25 protein-coding genes are annotated in these 23,987 nt (G+C 69.4%); 10 read left to right on the forward strand and 15 right to left on the reverse strand.

Going from position 1 to position 23,987, the window contains the following annotated elements; translation table 11 throughout:
* Position 1: 1 nt before the first annotated feature.
* From ACFPZ3_RS12615 to ACFPZ3_RS12635, 5 genes are read right to left on the reverse strand one after another with little or no spacing between them, the layout of a single operon-like run.
* The gene (locus ACFPZ3_RS12615; protein WP_379514216.1) at positions 2 to 466 is read right to left on the reverse strand and encodes a (2Fe-2S)-binding protein; all 465 of its coding nucleotides are present in this window, start codon (positions 464 to 466) and stop codon (positions 2 to 4) included.
* A complete protein-coding gene (locus ACFPZ3_RS12620) occupies positions 463 to 1,332 on the reverse strand; it encodes an FAD binding domain-containing protein (RefSeq protein WP_379514217.1) in 870 nt (289 codons plus the stop codon). The genes ACFPZ3_RS12615 and ACFPZ3_RS12620 overlap by 4 nt, the downstream gene beginning before the upstream one ends.
* Complete coding sequence (locus ACFPZ3_RS12625) at positions 1,329 to 2,615, reverse strand: MFS transporter (RefSeq protein WP_379514218.1); 1,287 nt, start codon at positions 2,613 to 2,615, stop codon at positions 1,329 to 1,331. Before ACFPZ3_RS12625 ends, ACFPZ3_RS12620 begins: the two co-directional genes overlap by 4 nt.
* Positions 2,616 to 2,620: 5 nt before the next feature.
* A complete protein-coding gene (locus ACFPZ3_RS12630) occupies positions 2,621 to 3,862 on the reverse strand; it encodes a peptidase dimerization domain-containing protein (RefSeq protein WP_379514219.1) in 1,242 nt (413 codons plus the stop codon).
* Positions 3,859 to 4,872, reverse strand: a complete 1,014-nt coding sequence (locus ACFPZ3_RS12635) for an LLM class flavin-dependent oxidoreductase (RefSeq protein WP_379514220.1) — start codon at positions 4,870 to 4,872, stop codon at positions 3,859 to 3,861. The genes ACFPZ3_RS12630 and ACFPZ3_RS12635 overlap by 4 nt, the downstream gene beginning before the upstream one ends.
* Positions 4,873 to 4,954: 82 nt before the next feature.
* On the opposite strand from ACFPZ3_RS12635, the gene ACFPZ3_RS12640 reads away from it, so the two are divergent.
* Positions 4,955 to 5,749, forward strand: coding sequence for a FadR/GntR family transcriptional regulator (locus tag ACFPZ3_RS12640; protein ID WP_379514221.1), 795 nt, complete (start codon positions 4,955 to 4,957; stop codon positions 5,747 to 5,749).
* 185 nt (positions 5,750 to 5,934) lie between these two features.
* On the opposite strand, the gene ACFPZ3_RS12645 is transcribed toward ACFPZ3_RS12640, so the two are convergent.
* The 8 genes from ACFPZ3_RS12645 to ACFPZ3_RS12680 all read right to left on the reverse strand — a co-directional run bounded on the left by ACFPZ3_RS12645 (position 5,935) and on the right by ACFPZ3_RS12680 (position 13,784).
* Positions 5,935 to 6,861 (reverse strand): WD40 repeat domain-containing protein, encoded by a 927-nt coding sequence (locus tag ACFPZ3_RS12645; RefSeq protein WP_379514222.1) that lies wholly within the window; start codon positions 6,859 to 6,861, stop codon positions 5,935 to 5,937.
* An 83-nt stretch (positions 6,862 to 6,944) separates the two neighbouring features.
* Positions 6,945 to 7,124: a hypothetical protein gene (locus ACFPZ3_RS12650; protein WP_379514223.1), complete on the reverse strand. Its 180-nt coding sequence runs from the start codon at positions 7,122 to 7,124 to the stop codon at positions 6,945 to 6,947.
* A gap of 43 nt (positions 7,125 to 7,167) precedes the next feature.
* Complete coding sequence (locus ACFPZ3_RS12655; protein ID WP_379514224.1) at positions 7,168 to 7,605, reverse strand: WD40 repeat domain-containing protein; 438 nt, start codon at positions 7,603 to 7,605, stop codon at positions 7,168 to 7,170.
* Between the two features lie 136 nt (positions 7,606 to 7,741).
* A complete protein-coding gene (locus tag ACFPZ3_RS12660; RefSeq protein ID WP_379514225.1) occupies positions 7,742 to 7,966 on the reverse strand; it encodes a hypothetical protein in 225 nt (74 codons plus the stop codon).
* 15 nt (positions 7,967 to 7,981) lie between these two features.
* On the reverse strand, positions 7,982 to 9,379 hold the full coding sequence (locus ACFPZ3_RS12665; protein ID WP_379514226.1) for an MDR family MFS transporter: 1,398 nt from the start codon (positions 9,377 to 9,379) through the stop codon (positions 7,982 to 7,984).
* A 401-nt stretch (positions 9,380 to 9,780) separates the two neighbouring features.
* Positions 9,781 to 12,615: a hypothetical protein gene (locus tag ACFPZ3_RS12670; RefSeq protein ID WP_379514227.1), complete on the reverse strand. Its 2,835-nt coding sequence runs from the start codon at positions 12,613 to 12,615 to the stop codon at positions 9,781 to 9,783.
* A gap of 83 nt (positions 12,616 to 12,698) precedes the next feature.
* On the reverse strand, positions 12,699 to 13,142 hold the full coding sequence (locus ACFPZ3_RS12675; RefSeq protein ID WP_379514228.1) for an ester cyclase: 444 nt from the start codon (positions 13,140 to 13,142) through the stop codon (positions 12,699 to 12,701).
* Positions 13,143 to 13,226: 84 nt separating this feature from the next.
* On the reverse strand, positions 13,227 to 13,784 hold the full coding sequence (locus tag ACFPZ3_RS12680; RefSeq protein WP_379514372.1) for an MFS transporter: 558 nt from the start codon (positions 13,782 to 13,784) through the stop codon (positions 13,227 to 13,229).
* A gap of 55 nt (positions 13,785 to 13,839) precedes the next feature.
* Between ACFPZ3_RS12680 and ACFPZ3_RS12685 the strand changes: the two genes are divergently transcribed.
* On the forward strand, positions 13,840 to 13,992 hold the full coding sequence (locus ACFPZ3_RS12685) for a hypothetical protein (RefSeq protein ID WP_379514229.1): 153 nt from the start codon (positions 13,840 to 13,842) through the stop codon (positions 13,990 to 13,992).
* A 19-nt stretch (positions 13,993 to 14,011) separates the two neighbouring features.
* On the opposite strand, the gene ACFPZ3_RS12690 is transcribed toward ACFPZ3_RS12685, so the two are convergent.
* Complete coding sequence (locus ACFPZ3_RS12690; protein ID WP_379514230.1) at positions 14,012 to 14,908, reverse strand: MBL fold metallo-hydrolase; 897 nt, start codon at positions 14,906 to 14,908, stop codon at positions 14,012 to 14,014.
* Between the two features lie 48 nt (positions 14,909 to 14,956).
* On the opposite strand from ACFPZ3_RS12690, the gene ACFPZ3_RS12695 reads away from it, so the two are divergent.
* The 5 genes from ACFPZ3_RS12695 (at position 14,957) to ACFPZ3_RS12715 (ending at position 19,858) form a co-directional block, all read left to right on the forward strand.
* Positions 14,957 to 15,319, forward strand: coding sequence for a winged helix-turn-helix transcriptional regulator (locus ACFPZ3_RS12695; protein WP_379514231.1), 363 nt, complete (start codon positions 14,957 to 14,959; stop codon positions 15,317 to 15,319).
* A gap of 201 nt (positions 15,320 to 15,520) precedes the next feature.
* Positions 15,521 to 16,309, forward strand: coding sequence for a MerR family transcriptional regulator (locus ACFPZ3_RS12700; protein WP_379514232.1), 789 nt, complete (start codon positions 15,521 to 15,523; stop codon positions 16,307 to 16,309).
* A gap of 392 nt (positions 16,310 to 16,701) precedes the next feature.
* Positions 16,702 to 18,282 carry an alpha/beta hydrolase gene (locus ACFPZ3_RS12705; RefSeq protein ID WP_379514233.1) on the forward strand — a complete coding sequence of 527 codons (1,581 nt, stop codon included), beginning with the start codon at positions 16,702 to 16,704 and terminating at the stop codon, positions 18,280 to 18,282.
* Between the two features lie 120 nt (positions 18,283 to 18,402).
* Complete coding sequence (locus ACFPZ3_RS12710) at positions 18,403 to 19,065, forward strand: hypothetical protein (RefSeq protein ID WP_379514234.1); 663 nt, start codon at positions 18,403 to 18,405, stop codon at positions 19,063 to 19,065.
* 187 nt (positions 19,066 to 19,252) lie between these two features.
* Positions 19,253 to 19,858: a response regulator transcription factor gene (locus ACFPZ3_RS12715; protein ID WP_379514235.1), complete on the forward strand. Its 606-nt coding sequence runs from the start codon at positions 19,253 to 19,255 to the stop codon at positions 19,856 to 19,858.
* Here ACFPZ3_RS12715 and ACFPZ3_RS12720 read toward each other — a convergent pair.
* Complete coding sequence (locus tag ACFPZ3_RS12720) at positions 19,784 to 21,748, reverse strand: sensor histidine kinase (protein WP_379514236.1); 1,965 nt, start codon at positions 21,746 to 21,748, stop codon at positions 19,784 to 19,786. The genes ACFPZ3_RS12715 and ACFPZ3_RS12720 overlap by 75 nt on opposite strands.
* 221 nt (positions 21,749 to 21,969) lie before the next feature.
* Between ACFPZ3_RS12720 and ACFPZ3_RS12725 the strand changes: the two genes are divergently transcribed.
* The 3 genes from ACFPZ3_RS12725 (at position 21,970) to ACFPZ3_RS12735 (ending at position 23,978) form a co-directional block, all read left to right on the forward strand.
* Positions 21,970 to 22,374, forward strand: a complete 405-nt coding sequence (locus ACFPZ3_RS12725) for a hypothetical protein (RefSeq protein WP_379514237.1) — start codon at positions 21,970 to 21,972, stop codon at positions 22,372 to 22,374.
* A 38-nt stretch (positions 22,375 to 22,412) separates the two neighbouring features.
* Positions 22,413 to 23,246: an NAD(P)H-binding protein gene (locus ACFPZ3_RS12730; RefSeq protein WP_379514238.1), complete on the forward strand. Its 834-nt coding sequence runs from the start codon at positions 22,413 to 22,415 to the stop codon at positions 23,244 to 23,246.
* 105 nt (positions 23,247 to 23,351) lie between these two features.
* Positions 23,352 to 23,978: a hypothetical protein gene (locus tag ACFPZ3_RS12735; protein ID WP_379514239.1), complete on the forward strand. Its 627-nt coding sequence runs from the start codon at positions 23,352 to 23,354 to the stop codon at positions 23,976 to 23,978.
* Positions 23,979 to 23,987: the final 9 nt, after the last annotated feature.

Raw genomic sequence — 23,987 nt, forward strand, 5'->3', positions numbered from 1 at the left:
GTCATCGGGACCCCCGCGCGGCCAGCCGGACGGCCTCGAAGATCTTCTCGTAGCCGGTGCAGCGGCACAGGTTGCCCGCCAGCGCCTCGCGGATCTCCGGCTCGTCCGGGTCGTCACGTCTGGCCAGCAGGTCGTGCACGGCGACCAGCAGCCCGGGCGTGCAGAATCCGCACTGCACGGCGCCCGCGTCCATGAACGCCCGCTGCACCGGATGCAGCTCGTCCCCGTCGGCCAGCCCCTCGACGGTCACCACCGCCGAGCCGTGCGCCTGCCCGGCGGCCACCAGGCAGGCGCACACGGCAGTGCCGTCGAGGTAGACCGTGCACGAGCCGCACTCCCCCTGCTCGCAGGCGTTCTTGGAGCCCGGCAGCCCCACCCGCTCGCGCAGCAGGAAGAGCAGGCTCTCCTCGGCCTCCACCCCGTCGACGCTCCGGCGAGCCCCGTTCACTTCCAGATCGACCCTCATCGGCCGGCTCCTCCCCTGTTCCTGCGGTGCTCCCGCCAGGCCCACTCCAGCGTGCGCCGGGCGAGCACGGCGACGGCGTGCCGGCGGTAGCCGGCGCTGCCCCGCACGTCGTCGATGGGCGCGGTGGCCCGCGCCACCAACTCGCCGAACCGGGCCGCGGCCGGCGCGGGCAGCTCGCGCCGGCCGTCCCGGTCCAGCTCGGCGGCGGCGAACTCCTCTGCCTCCACTGCGGCGACCGGCGTCGGCGCGGCCGATCCGACGGCGCAGCCCGCCTGCCGCCGGGCCGGGTCCAGCGTGACCGACACGGACGCGACCGCGATCACCATCGCGTTGCGCGGCCCGAGCTTGGCGAACTCGCCCACGGTGACCGGCACCCGCACCGCCGTCACGATCTCGTCCGCGGCCAGCACGGAGCGCCCGGGGCCGAGGAAGAACTCGCGGGCCGGTACCGAGCGCGTGCCCCGGACCGAGGCCAGCTCGATCGAGGCGCGGGCCGACAGCAGCGGCGGCAGCGCGTCGCCGGCGGGCGAGGCCGTGCCGAGGTTCCCCCCGACCGTCGCCCGGTTGCGGATCTGCGCCGAGCCGATCGTGCGCGCGGCCCGCGCCAGGCCCGGCAGCGCGCCGCCGAGCTCCGCCACGATCCGCGTGTACGGCACGCCCGCGCCGAGCGTGATCGTGTCGCCGTCGCGCGACCATTCGCGCAGCTCAGGCACCCGGGAGAGGTCGAGCAGCGCGGTGGCGGACCGGTGCCCGAAGTTGAGCCCCACCATGACGTCCGTGCCGCCGGCGAGCAGGGTGGCCTCCGGGTGGGCGGCCCTGAGCTCGCAGGCGTGCCGCAGGTCCGTGGCGGCGAGGAACTCCGTCACGCCACCACCCGCTCGCCCTGTTCGGAGCCGGCCCGTTCGGTCAGGAACAGCGCGGCGACCGTCCCCGCCACGCCGACCGCGGTCATGTAGATCGCGATGGCGAGCCAGGAACCCGTGCTGTCGTACAGTGAGGTGGCGATGATCGGGGCCAGGCCGCTGCCGAACACCGTGCCGAGCGTGTACCCGACCGACATGCCCGTGTAGCGCACGGCGGGCGGGAAGACGTGGGCGAAGAACGTCGGCATGGTGCCGTAGTTGGCGGCGTACGGGATGAACAGCGCGATGAAGCCGAGCAGCATCAGCCAGAAGGAGCCGCTCTGGAAGGCCGAGAACCACACGTACGGCAGCGCGGCCATCACCACGATGCTCATCCAGAAGATCCGCTTGCGATCGACGCGGTCCGACAGCCAGCCGAAGAACGGGATGGCGCCGATGGTGAACACGTTGACCAGCAGCACGAGCTCCAGGATCATGTCGCGATCCAGGCCGAGCTGCTTCTCGCCGTAGCTGAGCGAGTAGACGGTGGCGATGTAGAAGGTGGCGCCGGCCGGGATGTAGGCCAGGCACATCAGCAGCACCCTCGGCCAGTGCTTGGTCAGCACCTCGGCGATCGGCGTCTTCCTGACCTCGCCGCGCTCCCTGACCTCCTGGAAGTCAGGGCTCTCGGCCAGCTTGAGCCTGATGACCAGCCCCAGGCCGACCAGGACCGCGCTCAGCAGGAACGGCACCCGCCAGCCCCAGGCCATGAAGGCGTCGTCGGACAGTTGCGAGGTGAGCAGGAACACCAGGTTGGCGAGCAGCAGGCCCCAGGCGGCGCCGGTGTTCACCAGGGCGCCGAAGAAGCCGCGCCGCTCGCGGGCCGCGTGCTCGACGCTCATCAGCACCGCGCCGCCGTACTCGCCGCCCAGCGACAGCCCCTGCACCACGCGCAGCAGCACGAGCAGGACCGGGGCGGCCACGCCGATGGTCTCGTAGGTGGGCAGCAGGCCGATGCACAACGTCGCGCCGCCCATCAGGCAGAGCGTGACGACCAGCATGGACTTGCGGCCGAGCCGGTCGCCGAAGTGCCCGAACAGCGCGCCGCCGATGGGCCTGGCCACGAACGCCAGGGCGAACGTCGACAGCGACAGCAGGCTGCCGACCAGGTCGTCGTAGCTGGGGAAGAAGAGCTTGTCGAACACCAGCACGGCGGCGGTGCCGTAGATGAAGAACTCGTACCACTCGATCGTGGTCCCGGCCAGGCTGGCCAGGACGACCCGGGTGGAGCTGGACTGTTGGGCCATGGAGGTCACTTCCTCAGGAAGCGGGAGACGGTGTCACGAAGCACGGCGGCCTCGTCGCGCACGGCGGACAGCCGTACGAAGTCGTCGCCGAGGAGATCGCCCTCGGCGGGCACCCCGAACATGACGGTGGGAATGCCGCGCTCTGACGGCCCGCCCGCGTCGAACGACCCCCCGTAGACGCCGTGCCTGGCCTCCCCCAGCCGGGCCGTGACGGCGGCGTCGAGCGCGCCCAGCACCTCGCGGCGCTCGGGCGGCAGGTAGGCGGGCAACATCGTGACCCCCGGCCTGACCTCACAACCCTCGATCCCCTCCAGCGCCGCCGCGATCTCCCTGGCCGCCTCGGCGGGGTCGGTGCCGGGCAGCAGCCGCCGGTCCACCGTGATCCGCGCCGACGCCGGCAGGGTGTGCGGGGCCAGCGGCTCGTAGCTGACCAGGTACGGCACCACCTGCTCGCGGCCGAGCTCGGGATGCTCCGCGCGGTCGCGGACGGTCGCGTCGAGCTCGCGGAGCCTGACGACCACGTCGGCGACGACGTCGATGACCCGGCCCTCGTCCGGAGGGTTCGACGAGTGTGTCGCCTGCCCGGTGACGTCGACGATCACGTCCACCCGGCCCCGGTTGCCGACCGACACCTCGAACGCGGTGCAGAAGAGCTGGACGACCAGGTCGGGGCGGTAAGGGAGGGCGTCGAGGATCGCCCGGGAGCAGTCGTGGCTGCTGCGTCCCTCGTTGTTCACGCACAGCAGCAGCGTGCCGTGCAGCGGGACCCGCTCGGCCACGATCCACCTGGCCAGGTCCAGCAGGCACGCCTGGTGCGCCTTGTTCTGCGAGACGCCCTGACCGAACAGGCACGGCTCGTCCACGCCCCGCTCGATGGGCGTGCGGATGCGGCCCGACCAGGGGTCGGGCATGAGGTTGTGGTGCTGCGTCGGCGTGTACGCCATGAGCGCCAGCACCGGCCCGTGACCGTCGCCGAACCGCACGGCGAACTGGTTGGCGGGCAGGTCGATGATGTCCGTCGCGCCGGTCTCCAGGAATCTCGGGCGGAGGTGGTCCTGGACGTAGTGGACGAGCGTCGGGTGGTCCGGGGCGATGAGCGTCCGCGCGCCCAGCGGCACGGCCGAGGGCACGCGGGCCAGGGCGGCCAGCGCGTCCACGACGTACTCGCCGGTGAGGGGGGCGGTCATGCTCGTGGAGGCGGTCGTGCTCGCGTTCGCGGAGGCGGTCATGCTCGCGGAGGCGGTCATGTGAGCTCTCGCAGGCGCGGGAGCACGTCACCGCCGAAGCTCTCGATCAGCTCGCTCGGCAGCGTGTAGTTGCCGACGTGCCGCAGGTAGAAGCCGGTCGCGCCCAGCTCGACCGCCCTCCTGGCCCGCTCCACGATGTCGTCCACGGTGCCGAACAGGCAGAACGTACGCGCGAACCGCACCGCCATCTCATCCGTCACCCACTTGGACGCGTGCTCGATCGCCAGCTCCCAGTCCTCGGCGTGCACCATGTCCGGGTAGACCTCGGGCACGTGCGGCGGCGGCGCCAGCTCGATGCCGGCGATCCGCAGGAACTCCTGGCCGCCGATGGTCGCCATGTGCAGGCAGATCGGCTTCAGCACGGCCGCGTCGCGTTCGAGATCGTCGGTGACCTTGCAGAACGCGCCGACGGTGAACTCGAAGTCCCTCCCGGACCCGTCCAGGCCCTTGCGCACCGCCCCCCTCGTCTGGGCGAGCGTCTCGGGCGAGACGCCGGCCAGGGTGACCACCCCGTCGGCCACCTCGCCGGCCAGCTCCAGCGTGCGCGGCCCGCTCGCGGCGATGTGCACGGGCACCGCGCCGCCGGCGTCGCGCAGGCGCAGGCGCCGCTCGCCGTACTCCCAGTCCTGGCCGCTCAGGAGCGCGCGAATCTGCTCGATGGCCGCCTGGAGCTCGGCCCGTTTCGAGGGGCGGATGCCCATCGGCTTCACCGAGCTGTCGCCCGTGCCCAGGCCCAGGATGACGCGGCCCGGCGCCAGCTCCGCCACCGTGTTGATGCCGGAGGCCACCACGGTCGGGTGCCGCGTGACCACGTTCGTCACGGCGGTGGCCAGCGCGATGCGATCGGTCTTGGTGGCGGCCACGGCCATGGCCGCGTACACGTCCCGCCACAGGAGCTGGGAGTCGGCGATCCAGGCCACGTCGAAGCCGTAGCGTTCGGCGCGCCGGACCTCCTCGGCGATCTGGTCCGCCCGGCTGGCCGGCGGAAAGCGAACACCAACCTTGATCACGAGATCATCACCCTCTTCGGAATTAATCCCGCAAGCTAGTCTGCTGTCTGACATCAGTCAACGGGTGTGGCAGAATATCCCGGTGAGCATCGAGCAGACGCGCGACCAGGTTCGGTATGAGTCGCTCGCTCGCACCCCCTTGCCAGATGTCATCGCCGAGCAGCTGATGGCCGAGATCGACTCCGGCACCCTCCGGCCGGGCGACCAGCTGCCCTCGGAGCCCGAGCTGGCCCGCCAGCTCCAGGTCGGGCGCAGTTCGCTGCGCGAGGCCATCCGCAAGCTCCACACCCTGGGCGTGGTCGAGGTGGTGCGGGGGCGCGGCACGTTCGTCCGGCATCGCACGGAGCCGGAGCCGACGCCGCAGTTCGTGCACTGGAGCGCCACTCAGGGCCCGGCCATCGCCGAAGTGCTGGAGGTCAGGATCGGGCTGGAGCTGGCCGCGTCCGGCCTGGCCTGCGTGCGCGCCGAGCAGGCCGACCTCGACGAGGTGGCGGCGCGCTGCCGCGAACACGAGGCGGCCCGGCGCAAGGGCGACCTTAAGGTGCTGGTCCGCACCGACGAGCTGGTCCACGAGAGCCTGATCCGCGCCGCGCACAACGACCTGCTCCTGCAGATGTACCTGGCGCTGGTGCCGCAGATGGCCGAGTTCCGCGCGCACACGCTGGCGCTGAGGCGGGCCGACGAGCGTTTCGACCCGCACCACCGGGCCATGCTCGCCGCCCTGCTCAAGCGCGACTCAGCCGGGGTGCGCGAGGCCGTGGTGTCGCACGTCGGGGCGCTCTACGGCGAGGTCAAGGCGGCGGGAACGGTGGAGACGGGGCGGCAGCCGGCCGGGCAGATGCTCGACTTCGCCACAATCCTCGCCAACTTCACCTGACGACCCATCACCATGGTCGGCCTCAGGATTTCGGGGAGAAACCGCGCCTGCCGAGAATCACCTCCGCCCAGGTCATGGCCATGTTGCCAACGCGTTTGTCGAGCGCTGGATCGGCGCACTTCAACGAGCATCGCCCCCTCTGGCACACACCGGGTTTTCGGCAGTGTAGAGCTGAGCGCCACGTCTTACGGTGACGGGGAACTCTCCGGCCGATGAGTTGACGCAAGAGGTGCCGGTCGTTTCAGCTCCGCGCAGACGGGCCGGTACGGTGTTTCTGGAAGGTAGGCGCTCCATTCAGATGGTGCTATATCGCGGCCCGCAATCGTGCAGAGAGTCCGTTGCCATGATGCGGGGTCGGTGTCCCAAAGGGTGACCGCATCGTCGGGTCCCGCGGTTGCGAGTGTGTGTCCATCCGGACTGAAGATGATCGGGCCGTTCACCGCCGCGAGAGTGACCATCGGCGCGCGCCGAGGTACCGACCAGAGGATGCTCTCGCTCTCGGCGGTCGACACCAGGGTTTGGCCATCGGGGCTGAAGGCGAGGTTGTCAGGCTGGATGGTATGGCCGGACAGGACCGCGATCCGGGTCCGGTGGTCGAGATCCCACAGGATGACCTCGCAGCCGAAGCATCCGGAGGCGGTCTGAGGTTGGCCGGCAGGTTGAAGAGAGGCCAGCGTGCGCCCGTCGGAGGTCGCGGCAACCGTGACGATCGAACCGCCGAGGGTGTCGACGGGCAGCTCGGCGAGCTTCTTGGCCTGGCTGACATCCCACACGACGATCGGGCCGGCGCCCTCACCGGCGGCGAGGGTGTTCAATTCCGCACCGAAAGCCAGGCTGCTGATGCCCCGTGGGGCGGGCAGTGAAGCCACTTGAACATCGCGATCGAGGTCCCATACAACGAGTGTGGTGCCGTCACCCGTGACCGTCGCCATTGTCCGGCCGTCCCTGCTCAATGCCACGGGGCGGGCCCCGTACGGGCCGCCTCCGGCTGCCGCGGCGGGGACGTTCAGTGCCGTGAGCCGGCGCCCGTGCGCCGCGTCCCAGATGACGAAGAGGTGGTCACGGGCGATGAGAACCCGGCCGTCGAAGGTGAAACCCAAGGGTGTGCCCACTCCAGGCAGTCTGGCGACTTGTACGCGCTGGGCGACGTCCCACAGGGTAGTGTCCGTGCCCCTTGTTCCGGAGCTGACCGCGATCAGAGCGGCCGCGCCAGTTCGGAGCCCTTCCTCACGTTCCACATCATGATCATCGCGGCGTGAGTGGCGCATCCTGCGGCAATCGTCTGGCCGTCCGGGTTGAATGCGATGCTCAACGGCACGCATTGCTCCGATCCCTTGAGGCTCGTGCCCAGTTTGGCTCCATCTACGTCCCACACCACAGGACCGTGGTAATTCGAGTCAGCGACGAGCAGGGATCCATCAGGGCTGAAGGCGATCGCCCGAAGGCCCAGCCCCCTCTGACGGCGCGTCGGGGGACGGGGGCATGGAAAGGGTGGCTACCTTGGTATGCCGGGCGACGTTCCACACGATGATCGTCGTGTTGTCGATGCCGCCGACGGCCAGCCGCGTGCCATCGGGGCTAAAGGCGATCGCCGCCCCAAGGGGTCCGCAGGGAAAGCTGGTGATCTGTGCGTGCTGAGGGATGTTCCACAAGGTCACCTTCTGCCTGTCACATGCGGCCAGCGTGTCGCCTTTGGTGTTGAGTGACAGCCGGTCGGCACGCCCCGGCAAGGTGGTCAGCTGGGTGCCGGTGACCCAGTCCCACAGTACGATCTTGTCACTCCCCTCCACCATTCCGGCGAGAACCTTGATTTTGCCGACTGTTCTCTGGCGTTGCCCTGACGTCGTTGCGGTCATCTGGAGATTCGGCCATCAGAGGCTCTCGATCAGGTCATGGCGGCGAGGTGTACTGGATTGTCAGGACGCCGGAAAGGTGACATCACCAAGCCGACCAATCGGTGGCGCAGCCAACGGGAGTGGCGTATCCGAGACCTTAAGGCCGCAACCGCACAGCATAGCGCTGGCCGTCGTGAACGCGCCAGACGGCCGTTGTTCCAGGCCAGGCCGGCATCTGGAAGAACTCCGCGCCGGCCTGCTCCGCGGAGCAGGCCGGCGCGAGTGTCCCGGCTTGGATGAGGAAGGCGCGGGCGGCGCCTTGCCGGATGAGCGTCAGGCCGCGGTTGAGGTGCTCGAGGGCGAACTCGTCCTCGTTGCTCAAACCGAAGAACCCCATCTACCCGGCGTCACGCTCCGCGATGACTCGCGGCTCGGATTTGCTGCGGCGTACGAAGAGAGACGTGACGAACACCAGCACTCCGAGCACGCCTGCGACGACGAAAGCCGTGTGCAGGCCCGTGGCGTCGGGGGCGCCGGAGGCGTTGGTGGTGCCGAGGGAGGCCACGGTGATGAACACGGCAGTGCCGAACGCGCCCGCGACCTGCTGAAGCGTGGACAAGATCGCGCTGCCGTGCGAGTAGAGGTGGTCGGGCAGCGCGCCGAGCGACTCGGTCATCAGGGGCGTCATCATCATCCCGAGCCCGGCCATGAGCAGGACATGGAAAGCGATCACCAAGGCCAGCGGCGAGTCCGGGCCGAGGGCGGTGAAGAGCCAGAGTGACACCGCGGCGGCCAGCGCGCCGGGAATGACCAGCGGGCGGGCGCCGAAGCGGTCGAACAGCCGGCCCACCGGCCGGCCCAGCAGGCCGAGGACAAGTCCGCCGGGGAGCACGGCCAGCCCGCTGACGAACGTGCTCGTGCGCAGCACGGTCTGAAGGTACAGCGGCAGCAGGATCGCCGCGACCGCCAGCAGGCACATGAACAGCAGGGCGCTCAGGATCAGCGCGACGACGAATGCCCTGTGGGTCAGCGGGCGCAGGTCCAGCAGCGCCCGGTCCTGGCGCTGCAGGCGGAGTTGGCGTACCACGAACCCGGCGAGGGCGACGGCGCCGACCGCGATGGGGATCCACGGCGCCACCAGGTGGCCGCCGTCACCGGATTCGCCGATGGAGGACAGGCCGTACAGGATGCCGCCGAAACCGACGGCGGACAGCAGCACGGAGAACACGTCCAGCGGCACCATGCGTGTGTCGCCGCCCAGCCGCATCCGGGCGGCGCCGACGGCCAGGGCCAGCAGGGACAGCGGCAGGACGAGCCAGAACATCCAGCGCCAGCCCAGCGAGCTCAGCACCGCGCCGCCGACCGTCGGCCCGATCGCAGGAGCCACGGCGATGACGACGGTGATCGTGCCCATGGTCGCACCACGTTTGGACGCGGGGATCAGGCGCATCACCGTGGTCATCAGCATCGGCAGCATGACCGCCGTGCCGCAGGCTTGGATGACCCGCCCGGCCAGCAGTACGGGGAATCCAGGCGCGAGCGCGCTGACCAGCGTGCCCACGCTGAAGAGCGTCAACGAGACCAGGAAGATCTGCCGAGGGGTGAAACGCTCGAGCAGGAAGCCGGTGATGGGAATCACCACGGCCATGGTCAGCAGGAAGCCACTGGTCAGCCACTGCACGGTCGTGGTGGAAACGCCGAGGTCGACGGTGAGATCGCGGAGCGCGACGCTCAGGATCGTCTCGTTAAGGATCATCACGAAGGCCGACATGACCAGCACGGCGATCATCATCATGGCTCCCCTGGGAGCCGCGTCGCCGCCGGCGGCCCGGGACTCGTCAACCGCAGTGTCGTCCACTGAGGGGGGAAACGCGGAAATAGTGCACCTCGCAAGCAGAAGGGACCGCCGATGGGCACTCGGTGAGAGCCAGGCGTGAGCAGAGCAGACCAGTCGAAGAGAACGGAGAGCAGGGCAGCAGAATTCCCTCGCGGTCAGCGGGGGCCCAGAGACACCAGGGGTCTCACACGGGTAACGCGGTCACGAAGCGGACATCGCGTTGAACCGTTCCAGCAGCGTCCCCAGAGCCTTGACCTCGTCCGAATCCCAGGAACTATGACATGCGGGAGTATTGTCCGCAAATCAATTATCAACGCTCTCCTCCGGCAGGCCGAAGGATCCGCCGAGGGCGGAGGGCGCTAGCTGATGGCCGCCCTGAGGAAGCGCGGACGGTAGATGCTCGTGTCCCTGAACAGGTCGGCGTCGGCGGCGATGCGGTTGTCCAGGCTGTTGACGTTGTAGGAGATCAGCAGCGAGCTGTCCGAGCTCTGCTCGGCGTGCACGTGGGCGTTGTAGGAGATGATGTCACCGTCCCAGTAGCTGCCGTAGGGCCCGGGCTCGGGCATCCGGTAGACGCTCGTCTGGTTGGTGAAGCCGTCGAACGGGTCGCACGAGGTGAAGGCGTTGATCCAGCCGCTGAACGCGACCGTGCTGTCCTGGCTGACCAGCAGGAACTGGCCCTTCCACGGCGTGACGCTGTATTCGTTGGCGATGCCGGTGCGCGTGTTCTCCGCATCCTGTTCGTGTTCTGTCCAGCCCCACGAGGTGTAGTACTGCCACCTGCCCTGACGCAGGTCGTCGCCCTGGACGCGGGCGATGCGCATCTGCTTGTTCGTCTGGGCGTCCGACACGCCGTACACGTAGGTGTAGCCGTCGCCGCTGCGGCTGGCGGGCAGGATCGCCGATCCCCAGGCCACGCCCGCGTCCGAGGGCAGCTTCGTGACGCTGGACGGCGTGCTCAGGTTGCTCAGCGAGAACGTGGCCACGACGTTCTCGTCGAACGCGAACGGCATCGGGCCCGTGCCCTCCCGCCGGTACTTCTGGAAGATCACCTGCAGCCGGTTGCCGACGATGAACCCGTCGCCGCTCCAGTACCAGTGGGTGCCGTCCGGCGGCGGCATGAGCGCCTTGGGCGCGGCGGCGGTGCCGCCGTGCACGGTGGTGAGCTGGGAGCCGTTCTGGATGACGAACGAGTTGTTGATCAGCGGGGCGCTCGTGGGCCGGGTGCCGTTCGCGTTGAGCGGTCCGAGGAAGGTGTCGGAGAACAGCCAGAGGATCCTGCCGTCCGGCATCCGCGCTGAGTAGGTGGAATCGCCGCCGGTCCAGCCGTTCGCGGTCGAGGAGGCGTAGGCGTTGAACGTGCTCTCCGGCGCGGCGTTGAGCTCCTGGACCGTGATGCTGGGCTTACGCAGGGTGCAGGAGCGATGCACGATCGGGACGTAGTTGGCGACGGTCCAGATCGCGCCCTGATCGTCGGTCATCGCGACGCTGGAGATGGCGTTCAGGTCGTTGCGGGTGGCGACCAGCGTGGCCACCATCGGGTAGCGGAAGCCGGTGACCTTGATCGTCCCCGTGCCGTCGGGCGGCAGGCTCCCCTTGAGCTGCGGATATTCCTGCACGTCCGCGGTGCCCGCACCGGCGCGCGCCCAGACCAGGACACTCCAGGTGATGCCCGGGACGGGCGCGCCGGGCGCCGGCGAGCCCGGCCCCTTGAACGTGAGCGTGGCGGCCGCCGCGTCCTTCTCCGCCTTGAAGTCGATGTACGTCGTCCCGCCCGGATAGAACACGCCGCCGCGGACCTCGTTGTAGCCGACGGGCACCGTCTCCGAATGCCTCGCGGGCCGGGCGCCGCCGAGCACATCGGCTCCCGTGCCGGCGTGTGCGGCCAGGTTGCGGCGCCAGAGGGCGACGTCGGGGTCCTTGTAGCCCATCGTCTCCATCAGCGACTGCTGTCCCGCCAGCCGGTAGTTGGCGATGGCGAACGCGTGCAGCAGCCAGTTGAGGTCCCGGCCGCTGAGGACCGACTTGATCGCCTCGATCGGCAGGGCGCCCGCGCTGCGGATGCGCTCCCACGTGCTCCGCACGACGTTCGCGCCCACCTGCTCGGTCAGGTAGAGGGGCAGCAGGAAGGCGCCGTACTGGCGGGACGCCCCGAGGCCGTCCCAGGCGTTCAGTGCCAGGTTCGGGTCGGCGAGGAAGGCGCCGACGCTGCGCGCGTACATGTCACGCTGGTCCGGGTCCGGCACGTGGGAGGGATTCTTCACGTACGTCTGGTGCGCGGCCCATTCGGCGGTGGCCTCCATCCACCAGTTCATCGACCCGAACCGGTCGGAGGCCACGAACTCCCAGACGACGTCCTCGCCCACCTGGCCGACGTTCCAGTAGGAGTACTGGAAGACGTGGAACACCTCGTGACGCGGGTGATAGTCGTAGTAGACCGGATCGGACGGCATCAGCACGGTCGGCATGAAGTTGTAGCCGACCGGCAGCACGAACGGCGCGTCCACCGGCTGCCCCGCGAGGCTGTCGACACCCAGGAAGATGCCGTGCGGCACCGAGGGGTTGTTGGTGATGTCGTAGCCCATCGAGCGGTAGGTGCTCGCGGCGATGGCGACGCCGTCCAGCATGTTCTGGACGGCCGTGGGGCGGCCGTTCGACTCGGTGGGCGTGGGCGGCACCCCGCCGGTGACGTTGTAGAAGACGACGAAGTTGTCGGCGTTCGCCCAGCAGTGGTAGTCCTTGTTCAGATACCTGTACGGCTGGTCGCGCGCGCAGTCCGGGTTGGCGGCCGCCTGGGTCCCGGCCCGGACCTGGGCCGACGCGGCCTGAGCCCGCATTACCTGGGCCGACGCGGCCTGAACTCGCGTTGCCTGAGCCGGGGCCGGTGACAGCACCTGGCGTGCCGCCGCCGACGCCTTCGCCGACATGGCCGACAGGTAGACGAGGTAGCGCTCCGGGTCCATCGACAGCGGCCCGGTGGGGCGCAGGTCCTCGGGGACCGACTCGGGCGTGGTGAGGGACTCGACCCCGTACCTGACCATGTCGTCCACCGACAGGTCTCCGTCGGAGTAGGCCCGCACGATCCTCTCGCCGGCGCCGAAGCCCGCGCTCTGAGGCGCGGCGTAGGCGGGGGGCGACACGAGGACCAGGGGAAGCAGCAGGGCGAGGAGGCCGATCAGGACCGCGCGCTTCATGCCCGGAGTATCACCCGATCTTGGCTTGCGGGGAAGATCCAATATCGTGTGCGGCCGATGACTCTGCGATCATGACCGCCCCTCTACGCGGGGACTCGGTCGAGCTCCACCAGGCCGAAGCCGAGCTGACTGTACAGCTCCAACTGGTCGTAGTATTCACGGTGCGAGGTGATCTTCGCGTTCGCGACATGCGTGGTGCAGGTGGCGCGGACGGTGATGCGGCGGCCCGTTCCCGCTATCTCACGCCCGTCCGGCAGCAGGAAAGGGCCCGTGTGGGTGCCGGTGTACGTCCATTCCGTGACGGCCGGGTTCTCACAGTCGCCAAGCTCGAACCACGCCGTCATGTGGAAGTCCGGAAACCCCACCAAGACCTGCTTGTGCAGCCATGCGATCTGTTCGAGTCCTTCCGCGACGCCCGGCGGCGAGACGTAGACGGCGTCCGGACTGTAGCAGGCGAGAACTCTCGGCAGGTCGTGAGCATTGACTGCGTCGGCCAGCTGGTGTTTGAGATCCCAGTAAGCGGACATGGTGCCCCTAAGTGGATCTAGCCGTAGATCGAACGGTTATCATCACGCTACCCGCAGACGGGTCAGCTGCCGTTTACGGTCGCGTCAGGTACGGGTAACGGGGCCATGGCGCAGTCTGTGCTGTCGTAGATCCCGGGCCAGACTTGGAGATCTACGACTCCAGCGGAGCCGGCACCTGAGCGTCCCGCCGCGGGGAGAGCTGGTTGCGGGAGGTCTCCTGCGACCACCACACGGCCGCCACGGTGATGGCGGCGGCGATCGCGCTGTACACGGCGACCGCCTGCCCGGTGCCGAACGCGGACAACAGCGCGACACCGATGAGCGGCGCGACGCTGCCACCGACGACGCCGGCGAGCTGGTAGCCGATGGAGGAGCCGCTGTAACGCACAGTTGCACGACGGACGCGGCCATCACGCCGTTCAGCACCAGCGACTTGTCGAACCCGAGCTGCTGCGTGACGTAGGTGATGGAGAACAGCGCGAAGGTGTAGTAGGAGACGTCCGAGGCGATGCGCATGCCGATGGTGATGATCAGCGGCCTGCGATGGTCACGGAAGACCTGGCGCAGCGGCCGGCGCGGCTTCTCCGAGTCGCGCGTCTGCTCGAACAGCGGTGATTCGCTGACCGTCTTACGGATCCACACGCTCACCAGAACCAGTACGGCGCTGAACAGGAAGGGCAGCCGCCATCCCCAGGCGTTGAACGCCTCCTCAGGCAGCACCGCGTTGCTGACCGCCAGGGCGGCGACGGCGAGCAGGTTGCCGGGCGCCCGGCTGGAGGTCCAGAACGACGGGAACGTGGTGATCTACGACGGCACCCGTCCCCTGTGGTCCACGCAGACCGCCTCCTGAGGTACGCGGGGCGCACATCTCAGGAGATGCCCGCCCAGCGTTGCGGCGCGAAACCGGAGCCGCTCCGCTCGATCTCCACGGCGCGGGCACCGCCGAAGTGTGCGGGGATCACGAGCGCGGTGTGGTCGGCGGCCCATTGCAACACCTTGCGACGTGTCTGTGCCGCCATGGCGGGGTCGTAACAGAAACAACTGGACAGGTCCGGTGCCAGCAGCTGCACAGGCGAGTGGAGCAGGTCACCGACGAAGATCGCACGGTCATCACCTGAGGTGAGCGTCAGGACGCCGTGTCCCGGTGTGTGACCCGGTGCGAGGGCGAGTTCCAGGTTGCCGTCGATGATGTGGCGGTCATCCCAGATGAGTGCCCGTCCCGCGCGCAGGATCGGCTCGATCGACTCGGCGTAGACGGTGGCGCTGCGGCCAGGCTCCTCGGTGAGGGCGCTGGGGTGGAAGAAGTCCAGATCGGGCCGGGAGATCAGGTACCGGGCGTTGGGGAAGGCCGGGACCCGTTCGCCTCCTTCGTCGAGGCGAGTGTTGCCTCCCACGTGGTCGGCGTGCAGATGGGTGCAGATGACGAGGTCCACGTCGGCTGGTGTCACGCCGACGGTGGCCAGCGCGGCCGGGAGCCAGGCACCGGCCGGGAGCGAGGCACCGGCCGGGATCCCGGGACGGTCGGAGTCGGCGGCCAGACCGGTATCGATGAGGATGGTGCGGCCACCGCTGCGCAGCAGCCATGACTGCACAGCCACCCGTACGCGGCCCGCATCGGGGTCCCAGTGCGACGGGCTGAGCCAGGACCTGTTCGCCTCCCACAATTCCGGGTCGCCTCCGGGGAAGAACTCCGGGGGGGAAAGAGGCTGGTTGTCGAAGTGCGCGACCAATGTCACAGAGACATCGCCCAACTTGATCGTGTGCATATCCTGATCCTCGACCGGACCGCCCAGCGGTAGAAAGAAGGCACATTCTTGTCCACTGATCCTGCCGAGGCCCGCGCCGGCGCGGTCGTCACGGTCGCGACGTACGAAAACTGCCCGGTCACGGGCTTGCTGCGCCGGATCGGCGACAAATGGAGTCCTGCGGTCATCCGCCTGCTCGCCGAACGCGGCCACGGCTTCAACGAGCTGGACCGAGCGATCGAGGGCATCAGCCGACGTATGCTGACCCGTACGCTGCGGGGTCTGGAAGAGGCGGGTTTCGTCAGCCGTACGACGTCGGGTCCGCCATGGGCGCGGGTGGAGTACTCACTGACGGAGGTGGGGCACTCCCTCCGAGAACAGCTCTTCACGCTCGGGCAATGGGCGGACGCGCACAGGTCCGGTCTGGTGTGACCAACGGCCCGCTGGCACTCGGTCGTCAGCGGTGATGCCCGGAGCACCGCACTCCTGGCCGGCCTCGCCGCAGTGTGAGCAGTTCGCCGGGATGGGTGTGACGGGAGGGACTCGGCCGGCGCTTTCGACTCGCGACCGAATTCGCCGTTACCGTCGTCGCGTCCCGAACACCGACCGGGGTGGAACCGAAGGAGAAGACCGTTGCGCAGCAGTGAACTGGCCGAGCTCGCCGGTGTCACCATCCGTACCCTGCGGCACTACCTCCAGATCGGGATCCTCGAAGAGCCTGAACGCTCGGTCAACGGCTACCGCGACTACGACGTGCGCCACCTGGTCCGGCTGCTGCGGATCACCCGCCTGACCGAGCTCGGCCTCCCGCTGGCCTCGCTGCCGGATGTGCTCGATGATCCCCAGGCCACCGAGACACTGCTCGACGAGCTGGACCGGCAGGCGGCCGCCGAGATCGAGCGGCTCACCAGCCGGCGGGCGGCCATCGCCCGGCTCCGCCGCCACGGCGCGATGCCCGACCTGCCGCCGGAAATGGCCGCTTACGGGCCCACCCTGAGCGCCGTCGCCGACATCGCCCCCGACCTGGCACGCCACGAACACGAGCAGCTCGTCCTGATCGCCCGCCTGGTCGGCGAATCCGGGACGTCCACCCTCGCCGGCGCCTTCGCCCAGCACGCCATCTTCACCCCGGCCACCACAGAGCTGCTCCGGCGCTTCGCCGAACTCGGCCCGGACACCTCGGAGGAGGCCATCGAGCGGCTCGCCGACGACATGGTGACGCAGTACCGGCCCCTCCTGGAGAACTGGCCCGGCGTCGAGTTCGGCACCGAACTCTCCTCGATGCTCGCCGCCTACGGCGAGCTCAACTTCAACGACCAGCAGCACCTCGCGAACCAGCTGTTCGCGGACCGGTTGATCAACCGAATGACAAGCGAAAACGTGCCGGCGGACGACCTCGCCGGCCCGGCTGAGCCCGCTTGATCGCTGCCGTGGCGGCGCCGCGCGGTCACGCTTGAGCCCGGTTCGGGGTGGTGGCGTGAATCGCTGCCCCGCCGCGACGTCGAAGCTGATCACAGCAAGCCTGTTCCGTACGCGGGTTGACCCGGACGTGACGTCATAGTTTTGAATGTTCTTCATGCCGTTCGTTGCGTTTGCGCAGCTAAATGCGTGCTTCCGCGCTGCGCACCAGCCTGGAGTCCCGTGCTCTGAGCGGTGACGAACGCGCGGCCAGAACGGTGGTGCGGGGACTGCACATCGAGGCGCGGTTCGGCGTGCCTCACGTCCGGTGCGCGGCACCGCGGAGGGCGTGGCCTGCTTGGGCCTCCGGCCCTCATCCCCCGTTGACCATCACCTCCGACAGCAGGAGAAAGCACATGCCATATCGCAAGAGACCGGCCGTCGTCATGGGCGCCACGGCGCTGACACTGCTGCTCGGCGCCTGCGCCGGCCAGCCCGTCCAGGCCGCCGGGCAAGCCAGCCAGGCCGCGACCCGGCAAGCCGGGCAAGCCGCCCCCTCCGGCATCGGCCTGGAGCGCTTCTACGGGCAGAAGCTGGCGTTCAAGCCGTGCGAGGTGCCGAAGCCGGCGCCTGACGCGCCGGCTGTCAAAGCCGAGTGCGCGCGGCTCAAGGTGCCGCTCGACTACCAGAACTCGAAAGGTGAGCAGGCAGAGATCGCGGTGCTGCGCGTTCCCGCGCGCGGCAAGGATCCGATCGGGTCGCTCGTGCTGAACCCCGGCGGTCCCGGATTCCCCGGCACCGAGCACGCGGCCATCACCGCCGCCGTGTGGGCGAAATCGCCGATCACCGAGCGCTTCCACATGGTCGGGTTCGACCCGCGCGGCGTCGGCGCCTCCAAGCCGGCGCTCGACTGCTACACCGACGCCGAGCGCGATCGCGGCGCGAAGCTCTCCTCGGTCCCCGCCGGCCTGGACGACTGGACCGAGCAGGAGACCCGCCGGCTCGTCGAGCAGTGCGCCGAGCGCTCCGGCGGCAGGCAGGTGCTGGCGCACGTCGGCACCCGCGACGTCGCGCGGGATATGGACGTGCTGCGCCAGGCCCTGGGCGACAGGAAGCTCTCCTTCGCGGGCACCAGCTACGGCACCCGGCTCGGCGCCGTGTACGCGGAGATGTTCCCGAAGAAGGTCCGCGCGCTGGTGCTCGACGGAGCGTTCGACCCGATGGCGGGCACCCACGAAAGGCGCGTCCAGCAGTTCACCGGGATGCAGCGGACGTTCGAGCGCATGGCCGCCTCGTGCGCCACCAAGCAGGACTGCCCGCTGGGCACCGACCCCGACCGCGCCACCAAGGTCTTCCAGAAACTCGTCCGGCCGCTGGTCGACAAGCCGGCGCGGACGTCCGACGGGCGCGGGCTGACGTTCGAGCAGGCGGTCGAGGGGGTGACGGCCGCGATGTACAGCAAGGCGATGTGGCCCGTCGCGATCGCGGGCATCACCGAGGTGAAGGCCGGCAAGGGCGACACCCTGCTGAAGCTGCGCGACAGCTACCACGGGCGCAGCGCCGACGGCGTCTACCCCAACTGGCTCGAGGCCACGCTGGCGATCAACTGCCTGGACGAGGAGCGCCACACGCCCAGGCAAGAGACCGCGCTGAACCGGGCGGCGTTCAAGGCGGCGCCGTTCTCCGACCACGGCCGCCCGATCAAGCAGGCGCGCGACGGCTGCGAGCACTGGCCCGTCAAGCCGACGCTCGGCTACCCGTACGCCACGGACATCAAGGGACTGCCCGACACGCTCACGGTCTCCGTCACAGGCGACCCCATCACACCGCACGAGGGCGGCGTCAACCTGGCGAAGGAGCTCGGCGGCAGCCTGCTCACCGTCGAGGGTGAGCAGCACGGCGCCCTTCTGAGCGGCAACGCCTGCGTCAACAGGGCCGTGGCCGCCTACCTCATCGACCTCGATTCCCCGGCTGACGGAGCCCGGTGCAAGCTCTGAGCCGGGCAGGCACCGGCAAGCTCCTGCCACCTCGCCATCGGCAGGAGCTTGCCGCGCACGGGCGTGCGACCGGAGAAGACGCAGCCGCCGAGGCGTTTCCGCGTAATTGATAGGAGCCTGATGTTCGAGGAGCGGCGCAGACGCCGGGCGGTGCGACGGGTCCAGCCGGGGAATGGGCGTCCACTCAAGCGTTTCCGCTGGTGGCAGTCGCTTTCCCGGGCGTTGTTCTATCTTCCGCTGCGGAACGATGATGGCCGGCAGGTGGTCTACGCCATCGACGTCAACCATGTGCAGCGGTTCCTGTCCGACAACGGCAAAGGCAAAGCCCACCTGTACCTCGACGGCAGGCATCACGCCGAGTCCAGACTCCCTGCCGCCTTTCCCGTCCAGGGCGGCACGATCGAAGTGGCGCCGACAGCGTTCGGGCTCAAGCGCTGCCACTACGTGACCACCGAGGGGGCCGAGCACCAGCTCATCCCGGATCGCAGCTCCGGCGAAGGGCGCCGCGCGCACCTCGACCGCGAGCACCCCGCACTGAGCCGCTGGATCGCCTTCTGCTCGCTGATCTTGCTCGTCATCCCGCTGCTTCTCCTGATCCCGCAGCTCATCGAAGTGGCCTTCAAGTTTCCCCCCGTGACTCAGCACTTCGGGACCTTCACCTCGCCCATCCGCCTGCCGGGATGGCTCAACTTCACGCTCGCGCTCGGCGCCGCGGCGGCCGGCTGGGAGCGCGCGCTGCGTCTGCGCTACAACTGGTTGCTGGACTCCATGGCCAAGGGATGATGGCGGCTCAACGCCAGCGGGCCGGCAGATCACGATAAAATGGCATGCGCATGGGTGCGTCCTTCGCCGCCATGAGGAGTCCCTGGGACTGGTCGCCGACGCCAAGGGGGATCTTGAGCATGTCTGCCACGTCAGCGACGCCCCCGCGGCGCGCGTTCCCACGCGGTTCCGCGTGATCGGGAATGCTGTGATCCGGGTCTTGATCGCGGAGGACATGCACCTCCTGCGCGAGGCGCTGGTCGAGTTGTTGTCGCTCGAGGGCGACCTCACCATAGTGGCAGGGGTCGCCTCGGGCTTGGAGATCGTGCCGGCCGCGGTGGAGCACCGACCCGACGTGGCCGTGATCGACATCGACCTGCCGGGCCTGGACGGCATCTCGGCGGCGGCCGAGCTGCGCGACCTGATGCCCGAATGCCGCGTCCTGATCCTGACGGCGCTGACCAAACCAGGCACCCTGCGCAGGGCCCTTGGCGCCCGGGTCGCCGGATTCGTGCCGAAGGATCTCCACCCGGCCGAGCTGGCCGCGGCCATCAGGGTCGTCGCCGCGGGTGGCCGGGTGGTGGACCCGGACCTGGCCCTCGTGGCGTTGGAGGCGCCGGACAACCCGCTCACCCAGCGGGAGACCGAGGCGCTGCGCCTTTCGGCGAGCGGGGCCCAGCCCGCCGAGATCGCCGAGCGGCTCTTCCTGACCTACGGCACGGTCCGCAACTACCTCACCTCAGCCGTCGCCAAGCTGGGGGCCCGCAATCGGGTGGACGCCATCCGGATCGCCACCGAGTCCGGCTGGATCTGACGTCAGCTTCCCGGCCGAACCGTCAACGCCCGGGGTTCCACGCCGGATCACGCTGAACTCGGCGATCACCTCGAACCTGCCGCCGGGGTGACGCACCGCCGTCAGTCGCCCGCCGGTACGCCGGGCGATACTGCCGAGCCCGGATCCGTGCCGTTCTGGCCGCGACGGCGTGGCAGGTTCGGCTCGGGCGAGGGACAGGGCGCCGTCGTTGACGACGCGCAACCGTACGAGCTCTTCGGTGCCGGCGACGGTGATCTCACACCTCCGGGCCTGGCTGTGCCGCAGGACATTGGTGACGGTCTCACGGAGCGCGGCGGCTACCGCCGTGTCGGCCTCGGGCGGTAACGAGCCTGTCCGGCACTGTGCCACCACCTCGATCCCGGCGGCCCCCAGCACCTCGCGCGCCGCGTCGAGCTCGGCCGTCAGCCGCAGCTCGACCGCGTCGTCGGCGATGGACCGCAACTCCTCCAGAGCGCGCTCGACCAGCGACACGAGCGCGCCGGTCTCGGCTCCGGCCCGCGCGGGGTCGGTGTGCAGCAGGCGTTCGGCCACCTCGCCCTTCAGCGCCACCGCCGACAGGCTGAAACCCAGCACGTCGTGCAGATCCCCGGCGATCCGCACCCGTTCGCGCCGCACCGCCGCCTCGGCGAGCTCGTGCTGCGCCCGCTCCAGAATGGTTGCGAGCCCGCTCAGCCGCCCGAGACAGTACACCAACCACATGATCATGATGTGGCCGCCGAAATTGCTGAGTGCGGCGGCGAGGTCGTCGATGACGAAAGCGCTGCCGTCGATGGAGTAGAGGAACCAGGTCAGGTGCCCGGCCAGGACGACCCCGACGACCGCCCAGGAACGCGGCGGCCGTAGGTTGAGCAGCAGTTTGCCCGTCAAGATGCCCAGCAGACGGTCCCACGCGTCGGGAAAGATCGCCAGGGGCGCCACGATCAGCAGGCTCTGCGCGAGCAGGACCGCCCGCGACTGCGGCAGCATCTGCAGGATCACGATGACGGCGAGCAGAGCCGTGGCGAAGCCGAGCGCCGGCCAGTCGGCGGGATACAGGTAGGCCAGGAGCTTCACGACGAGCACGCACTGGACGACCAGCACCGCGAGCAGCACACGCCGGGCCAGCCGGATCGACTCGATCGGCGGCGGCATCCGCGCGGGCGGATCGGCCCGGTAGGCGCCGGCCATGGCTCGTACCTCTGCCAGGGTGCGCCGGGCGAGCGCGACGCCTTCCTGAATGTCGCGCCGCGCGTCCTGCGCCCCCTCCTGACCCGCCTTCCGCATCCGGAACGCGATCACCTGGAGCTTTCCGCCGAGCAGGTCGCGCAGCTCTCCGTCCAGTCGCAGGCGTTCCCTGGCCAAGGCCATCCTGGCCAGTTCCTCCCGAGTGCCGTGCAACTGCTCGACAGCCCTGACCAGCGCGGACAAGCCGAAGAGGATGAGCCCGTCATCCGCCGTGATGATCATGTAACCGACGCTGACCTGTCCCTCGTACCCGGGATAGAGGTCGTATCCAAAAGCGAGCACGCCCACGCCGGACGCGGCCACGATGAAGACGAACAGCGGCCAGGCGAACCGGGCGGGCAGAGCGCACAGGACCGCGGCGGCCAGAGTCCACGGCACCCAGTCCCAGAGCTCCCCGACCACCAGGAACGGCACGCAGTAGAGCAGCACGACGGCCGCGAGGAGCCCGTATCGGACGGCCGGGCTCCAGCGCCACACCACCAGCGCGACGAGCGGCGGGTACGACGCCATGGGAAGCAGCACCCCGAGCGCGCCCGCACCGTTGTCCAGCCCGCTGGCCACGCGGATGCAGAACAGAATGCCGAAAGCCGCCCACAGGATTCCCCGGGCGAGCCGGAGCGGGAGGTCGTCCGCGTTGCGCCCCACTCGGTGCCTTCCGATGAGCCGTGCAGCTCTGCCGATAGGGGGACGCTATCGCAGCGGGCGGACTCACACAGTCAGGCGGTCGAGCTCTTGTCGCGACTGCCGCTGAGCCGGCCATGCAAAATGCACACCCGGCCGATGACAGGGGCACTATGGATCCCTGTTTGCCGAATGTCACTATCTTCTATGTCAAGTCGGAACGATCACACGATGAAGGGGATCTGATGGGACAGGCCACCGAGGTCCTGCCGGTCATCGCCCTGGCTTCGGTCGTCACGGTGGAGTTCGGCGGGCACGCGCTGCTCCGCTTCGTCACCACCGATCGCGAGAAGCTGGGCGAGTTCCGCGAGCGCTTCTTCCGCGCCGGCCACGCACACGCCGGCGTGCTGCTGGTGTTGTCGCTGGTCTACTTCCTCTACCTGCCGCGCGCTGGTCTCTCCGCCGGCCTGGAGTGGCTGGCCGGCGGGGTCCTGCTGGCCGGGGTGCTCGCACAGTCGGGTGGGTTCTTCCTGCATCTGGCCGTCGGCCGGCAGGGCGCCCGCTCGCCCGGCACGATGCTCACGCGAGGCGGGGGTCTGCTCCTGGCCGCCGCGTTGATCGCCCTGGCCGTCGGTCTCGCCGCCGCATAGCACTTCGAACTTCGAACGCCGACAACTCGATGGGAGACATGATGATTCTGGTGACCGGCGCCACCGGCAACACCGGGTCCGCATTGGTGAGCCGGCTGGCTCAGGCGGGGCAGCAGGTGCGCGCGCTGGTACGCGACCCCGCGGGCGTCACTCTGCCGCCCGGCGTACAGCCCGTCACCGGCGACCTGAACCGGCCCGACAGTCTGGCCGATGCGCTGATCGGCGTGCGGGGAGTGTTCCTGCTGCCGGGATATGCGGACATGCCCGGCCTGCTGGCCCGTATGCGCGAGGCAGGGGTGAGGCGGGTCGTGCTGCTGACGAGCGGCTCCGCCGCGCTCGCGGACATGAGCAATGCGGTCTCCCGCTACATGACGCTCTCCGAGCGCGCCGTGAGGGAGGCGGATGTGCCCTGGACGTTCCTGCGACCCAGGGCGTTCATGTCCAACGCGCTGCGCTGGCTGCCGCAGCTTCGGGCCGGCGACCTGGTACGCGTGCCGTTCGCCGGGGTGGCCGCCGCGGCCATCGATCCCACGGACATCGCGGCCACGGCGGCCCTGGCGTTGACGAGCGACGGACACGAAGGCCGGATCTACGAGCTGACCGGCCCGGATTCGCTGCTGCCCGCCGATCAGATCGCCGTGCTGGCCAAGGTGCTGGGCAGGGACCTGCGTTGCGAGGGCCTGACGGACGAGGAGGCCCGAGCCCAGATGGAGGCGACCATGCCGGCCGAGTACGTCGATGCCTTCTTCCGCTTCTACGCCGACGGCACGCTCGATGAGTCGCAGGTCCTGCCGACCGTGCGCGAGGTGACCGGACATCCGCCCCGCACCTTCGAGCAGTGGGCGGAGGTACACGCCGACGCCTTCCGCTGACCTCGGCCGCCGAGGAGGCAGGGGTCTCACCGGCCGGCGCCTGGACGGAGGCGGGGACCGGCAGGCGCCCCTGCCGGTCTGCCCGAGCGAAGAATGGGAGCGGTCATGGAAGCAGACAATCAGGACGCCGAGCCGTCGGCGACACTCATGTCGGCGATCGTGACGGAGCATTTCGTGCTGCAATCGGCGGCCGGCACGACGGTCAGCGAGGCGATCGGTCGTTCGTCGCTCTATCTGTCGGTGTTGTCCAGCAGTCTGATCGCGTTGGGGTTCGCCTCGCAGACGCCCGGCCTGTTGCTGCCTTTCGCCGCCGCCGCGTTGCCGACGGTCTTCGTGCTGGGTGTGCTGACCACGGCCCGGCTCGTCGACACGGGAGTACAGAACATCCTGTATCTGAGCGGCATCACCCGCATCCGCGGCTACTATCGCGAGCTCGGCCCCGAGGCGGCGCGCTACTTCCCTCCATGGGCCGCGGTCGAAGGCGGGACCGAGGACGCGCTCAGGTCGATGGCGGTCAAATCTGGCCCACTGGCAGGGCTTTTCACCGCGGCGAGCATGATCGCCGTCATCAACGGCGTCCTGGCCGGCGTCTGCCTCGCGCTGCTGACCTACTACGTCGTGACGGACCACCACCTGATGTCCGCCCTGGCCGCCGGGCTCGCCACCGCAGCCGCCTGCCTGACCGTGTTCTACCGCTACCAGCACCGTCGTTACCTGAGCATCCGGCGTTGAGCGACGTTA

This window comes from Nonomuraea insulae, from assembly GCF_042656245.1.

Bases quoted from the DNA above. Each gene is read 5' to 3' on its own strand.
- ACFPZ3_RS12615 (WP_379514216.1), bottom strand. From the start codon at position 466: ATGAGGGTCGATCTGGAAGTGAACGGGGCTCGCCGGAGCGTCGACGGG.
- ACFPZ3_RS12625 (WP_379514218.1), bottom strand. From the start codon at position 2,615: ATGGCCCAACAGTCCAGCTCCACCCGGGTCGTCCTGGCCAGCCTGGCC.
- ACFPZ3_RS12630 (WP_379514219.1), bottom strand. From the start codon at position 3,862: ATGACCGCCTCCGCGAGCATGACCGCCTCCGCGAACGCGAGCACGACC.
- ACFPZ3_RS12655 (WP_379514224.1), bottom strand. From the start codon at position 7,605: ATGACCGCAACGACGTCAGGGCAACGCCAGAGAACAGTCGGCAAAATC.
- ACFPZ3_RS12665 (WP_379514226.1), bottom strand. From the start codon at position 9,379: ATGATGATGATCGCCGTGCTGGTCATGTCGGCCTTCGTGATGATCCTT.
- ACFPZ3_RS12670 (WP_379514227.1), bottom strand. From the start codon at position 12,615: ATGAAGCGCGCGGTCCTGATCGGCCTCCTCGCCCTGCTGCTTCCCCTG.
- ACFPZ3_RS12675 (WP_379514228.1), bottom strand. From the start codon at position 13,142: ATGTCCGCTTACTGGGATCTCAAACACCAGCTGGCCGACGCAGTCAAT.
- ACFPZ3_RS12690 (WP_379514230.1), bottom strand. From the start codon at position 14,908: ATGCACACGATCAAGTTGGGCGATGTCTCTGTGACATTGGTCGCGCAC.
- ACFPZ3_RS12705 (WP_379514233.1), top strand. From the start codon at position 16,702: ATGCCATATCGCAAGAGACCGGCCGTCGTCATGGGCGCCACGGCGCTG.
- ACFPZ3_RS12710 (WP_379514234.1), top strand. From the start codon at position 18,403: ATGTTCGAGGAGCGGCGCAGACGCCGGGCGGTGCGACGGGTCCAGCCG.
- ACFPZ3_RS12725 (WP_379514237.1), top strand. From the start codon at position 21,970: ATGGGACAGGCCACCGAGGTCCTGCCGGTCATCGCCCTGGCTTCGGTC.
- ACFPZ3_RS12730 (WP_379514238.1), top strand. From the start codon at position 22,413: ATGATGATTCTGGTGACCGGCGCCACCGGCAACACCGGGTCCGCATTG.
- ACFPZ3_RS12735 (WP_379514239.1), top strand. From the start codon at position 23,352: ATGGAAGCAGACAATCAGGACGCCGAGCCGTCGGCGACACTCATGTCG.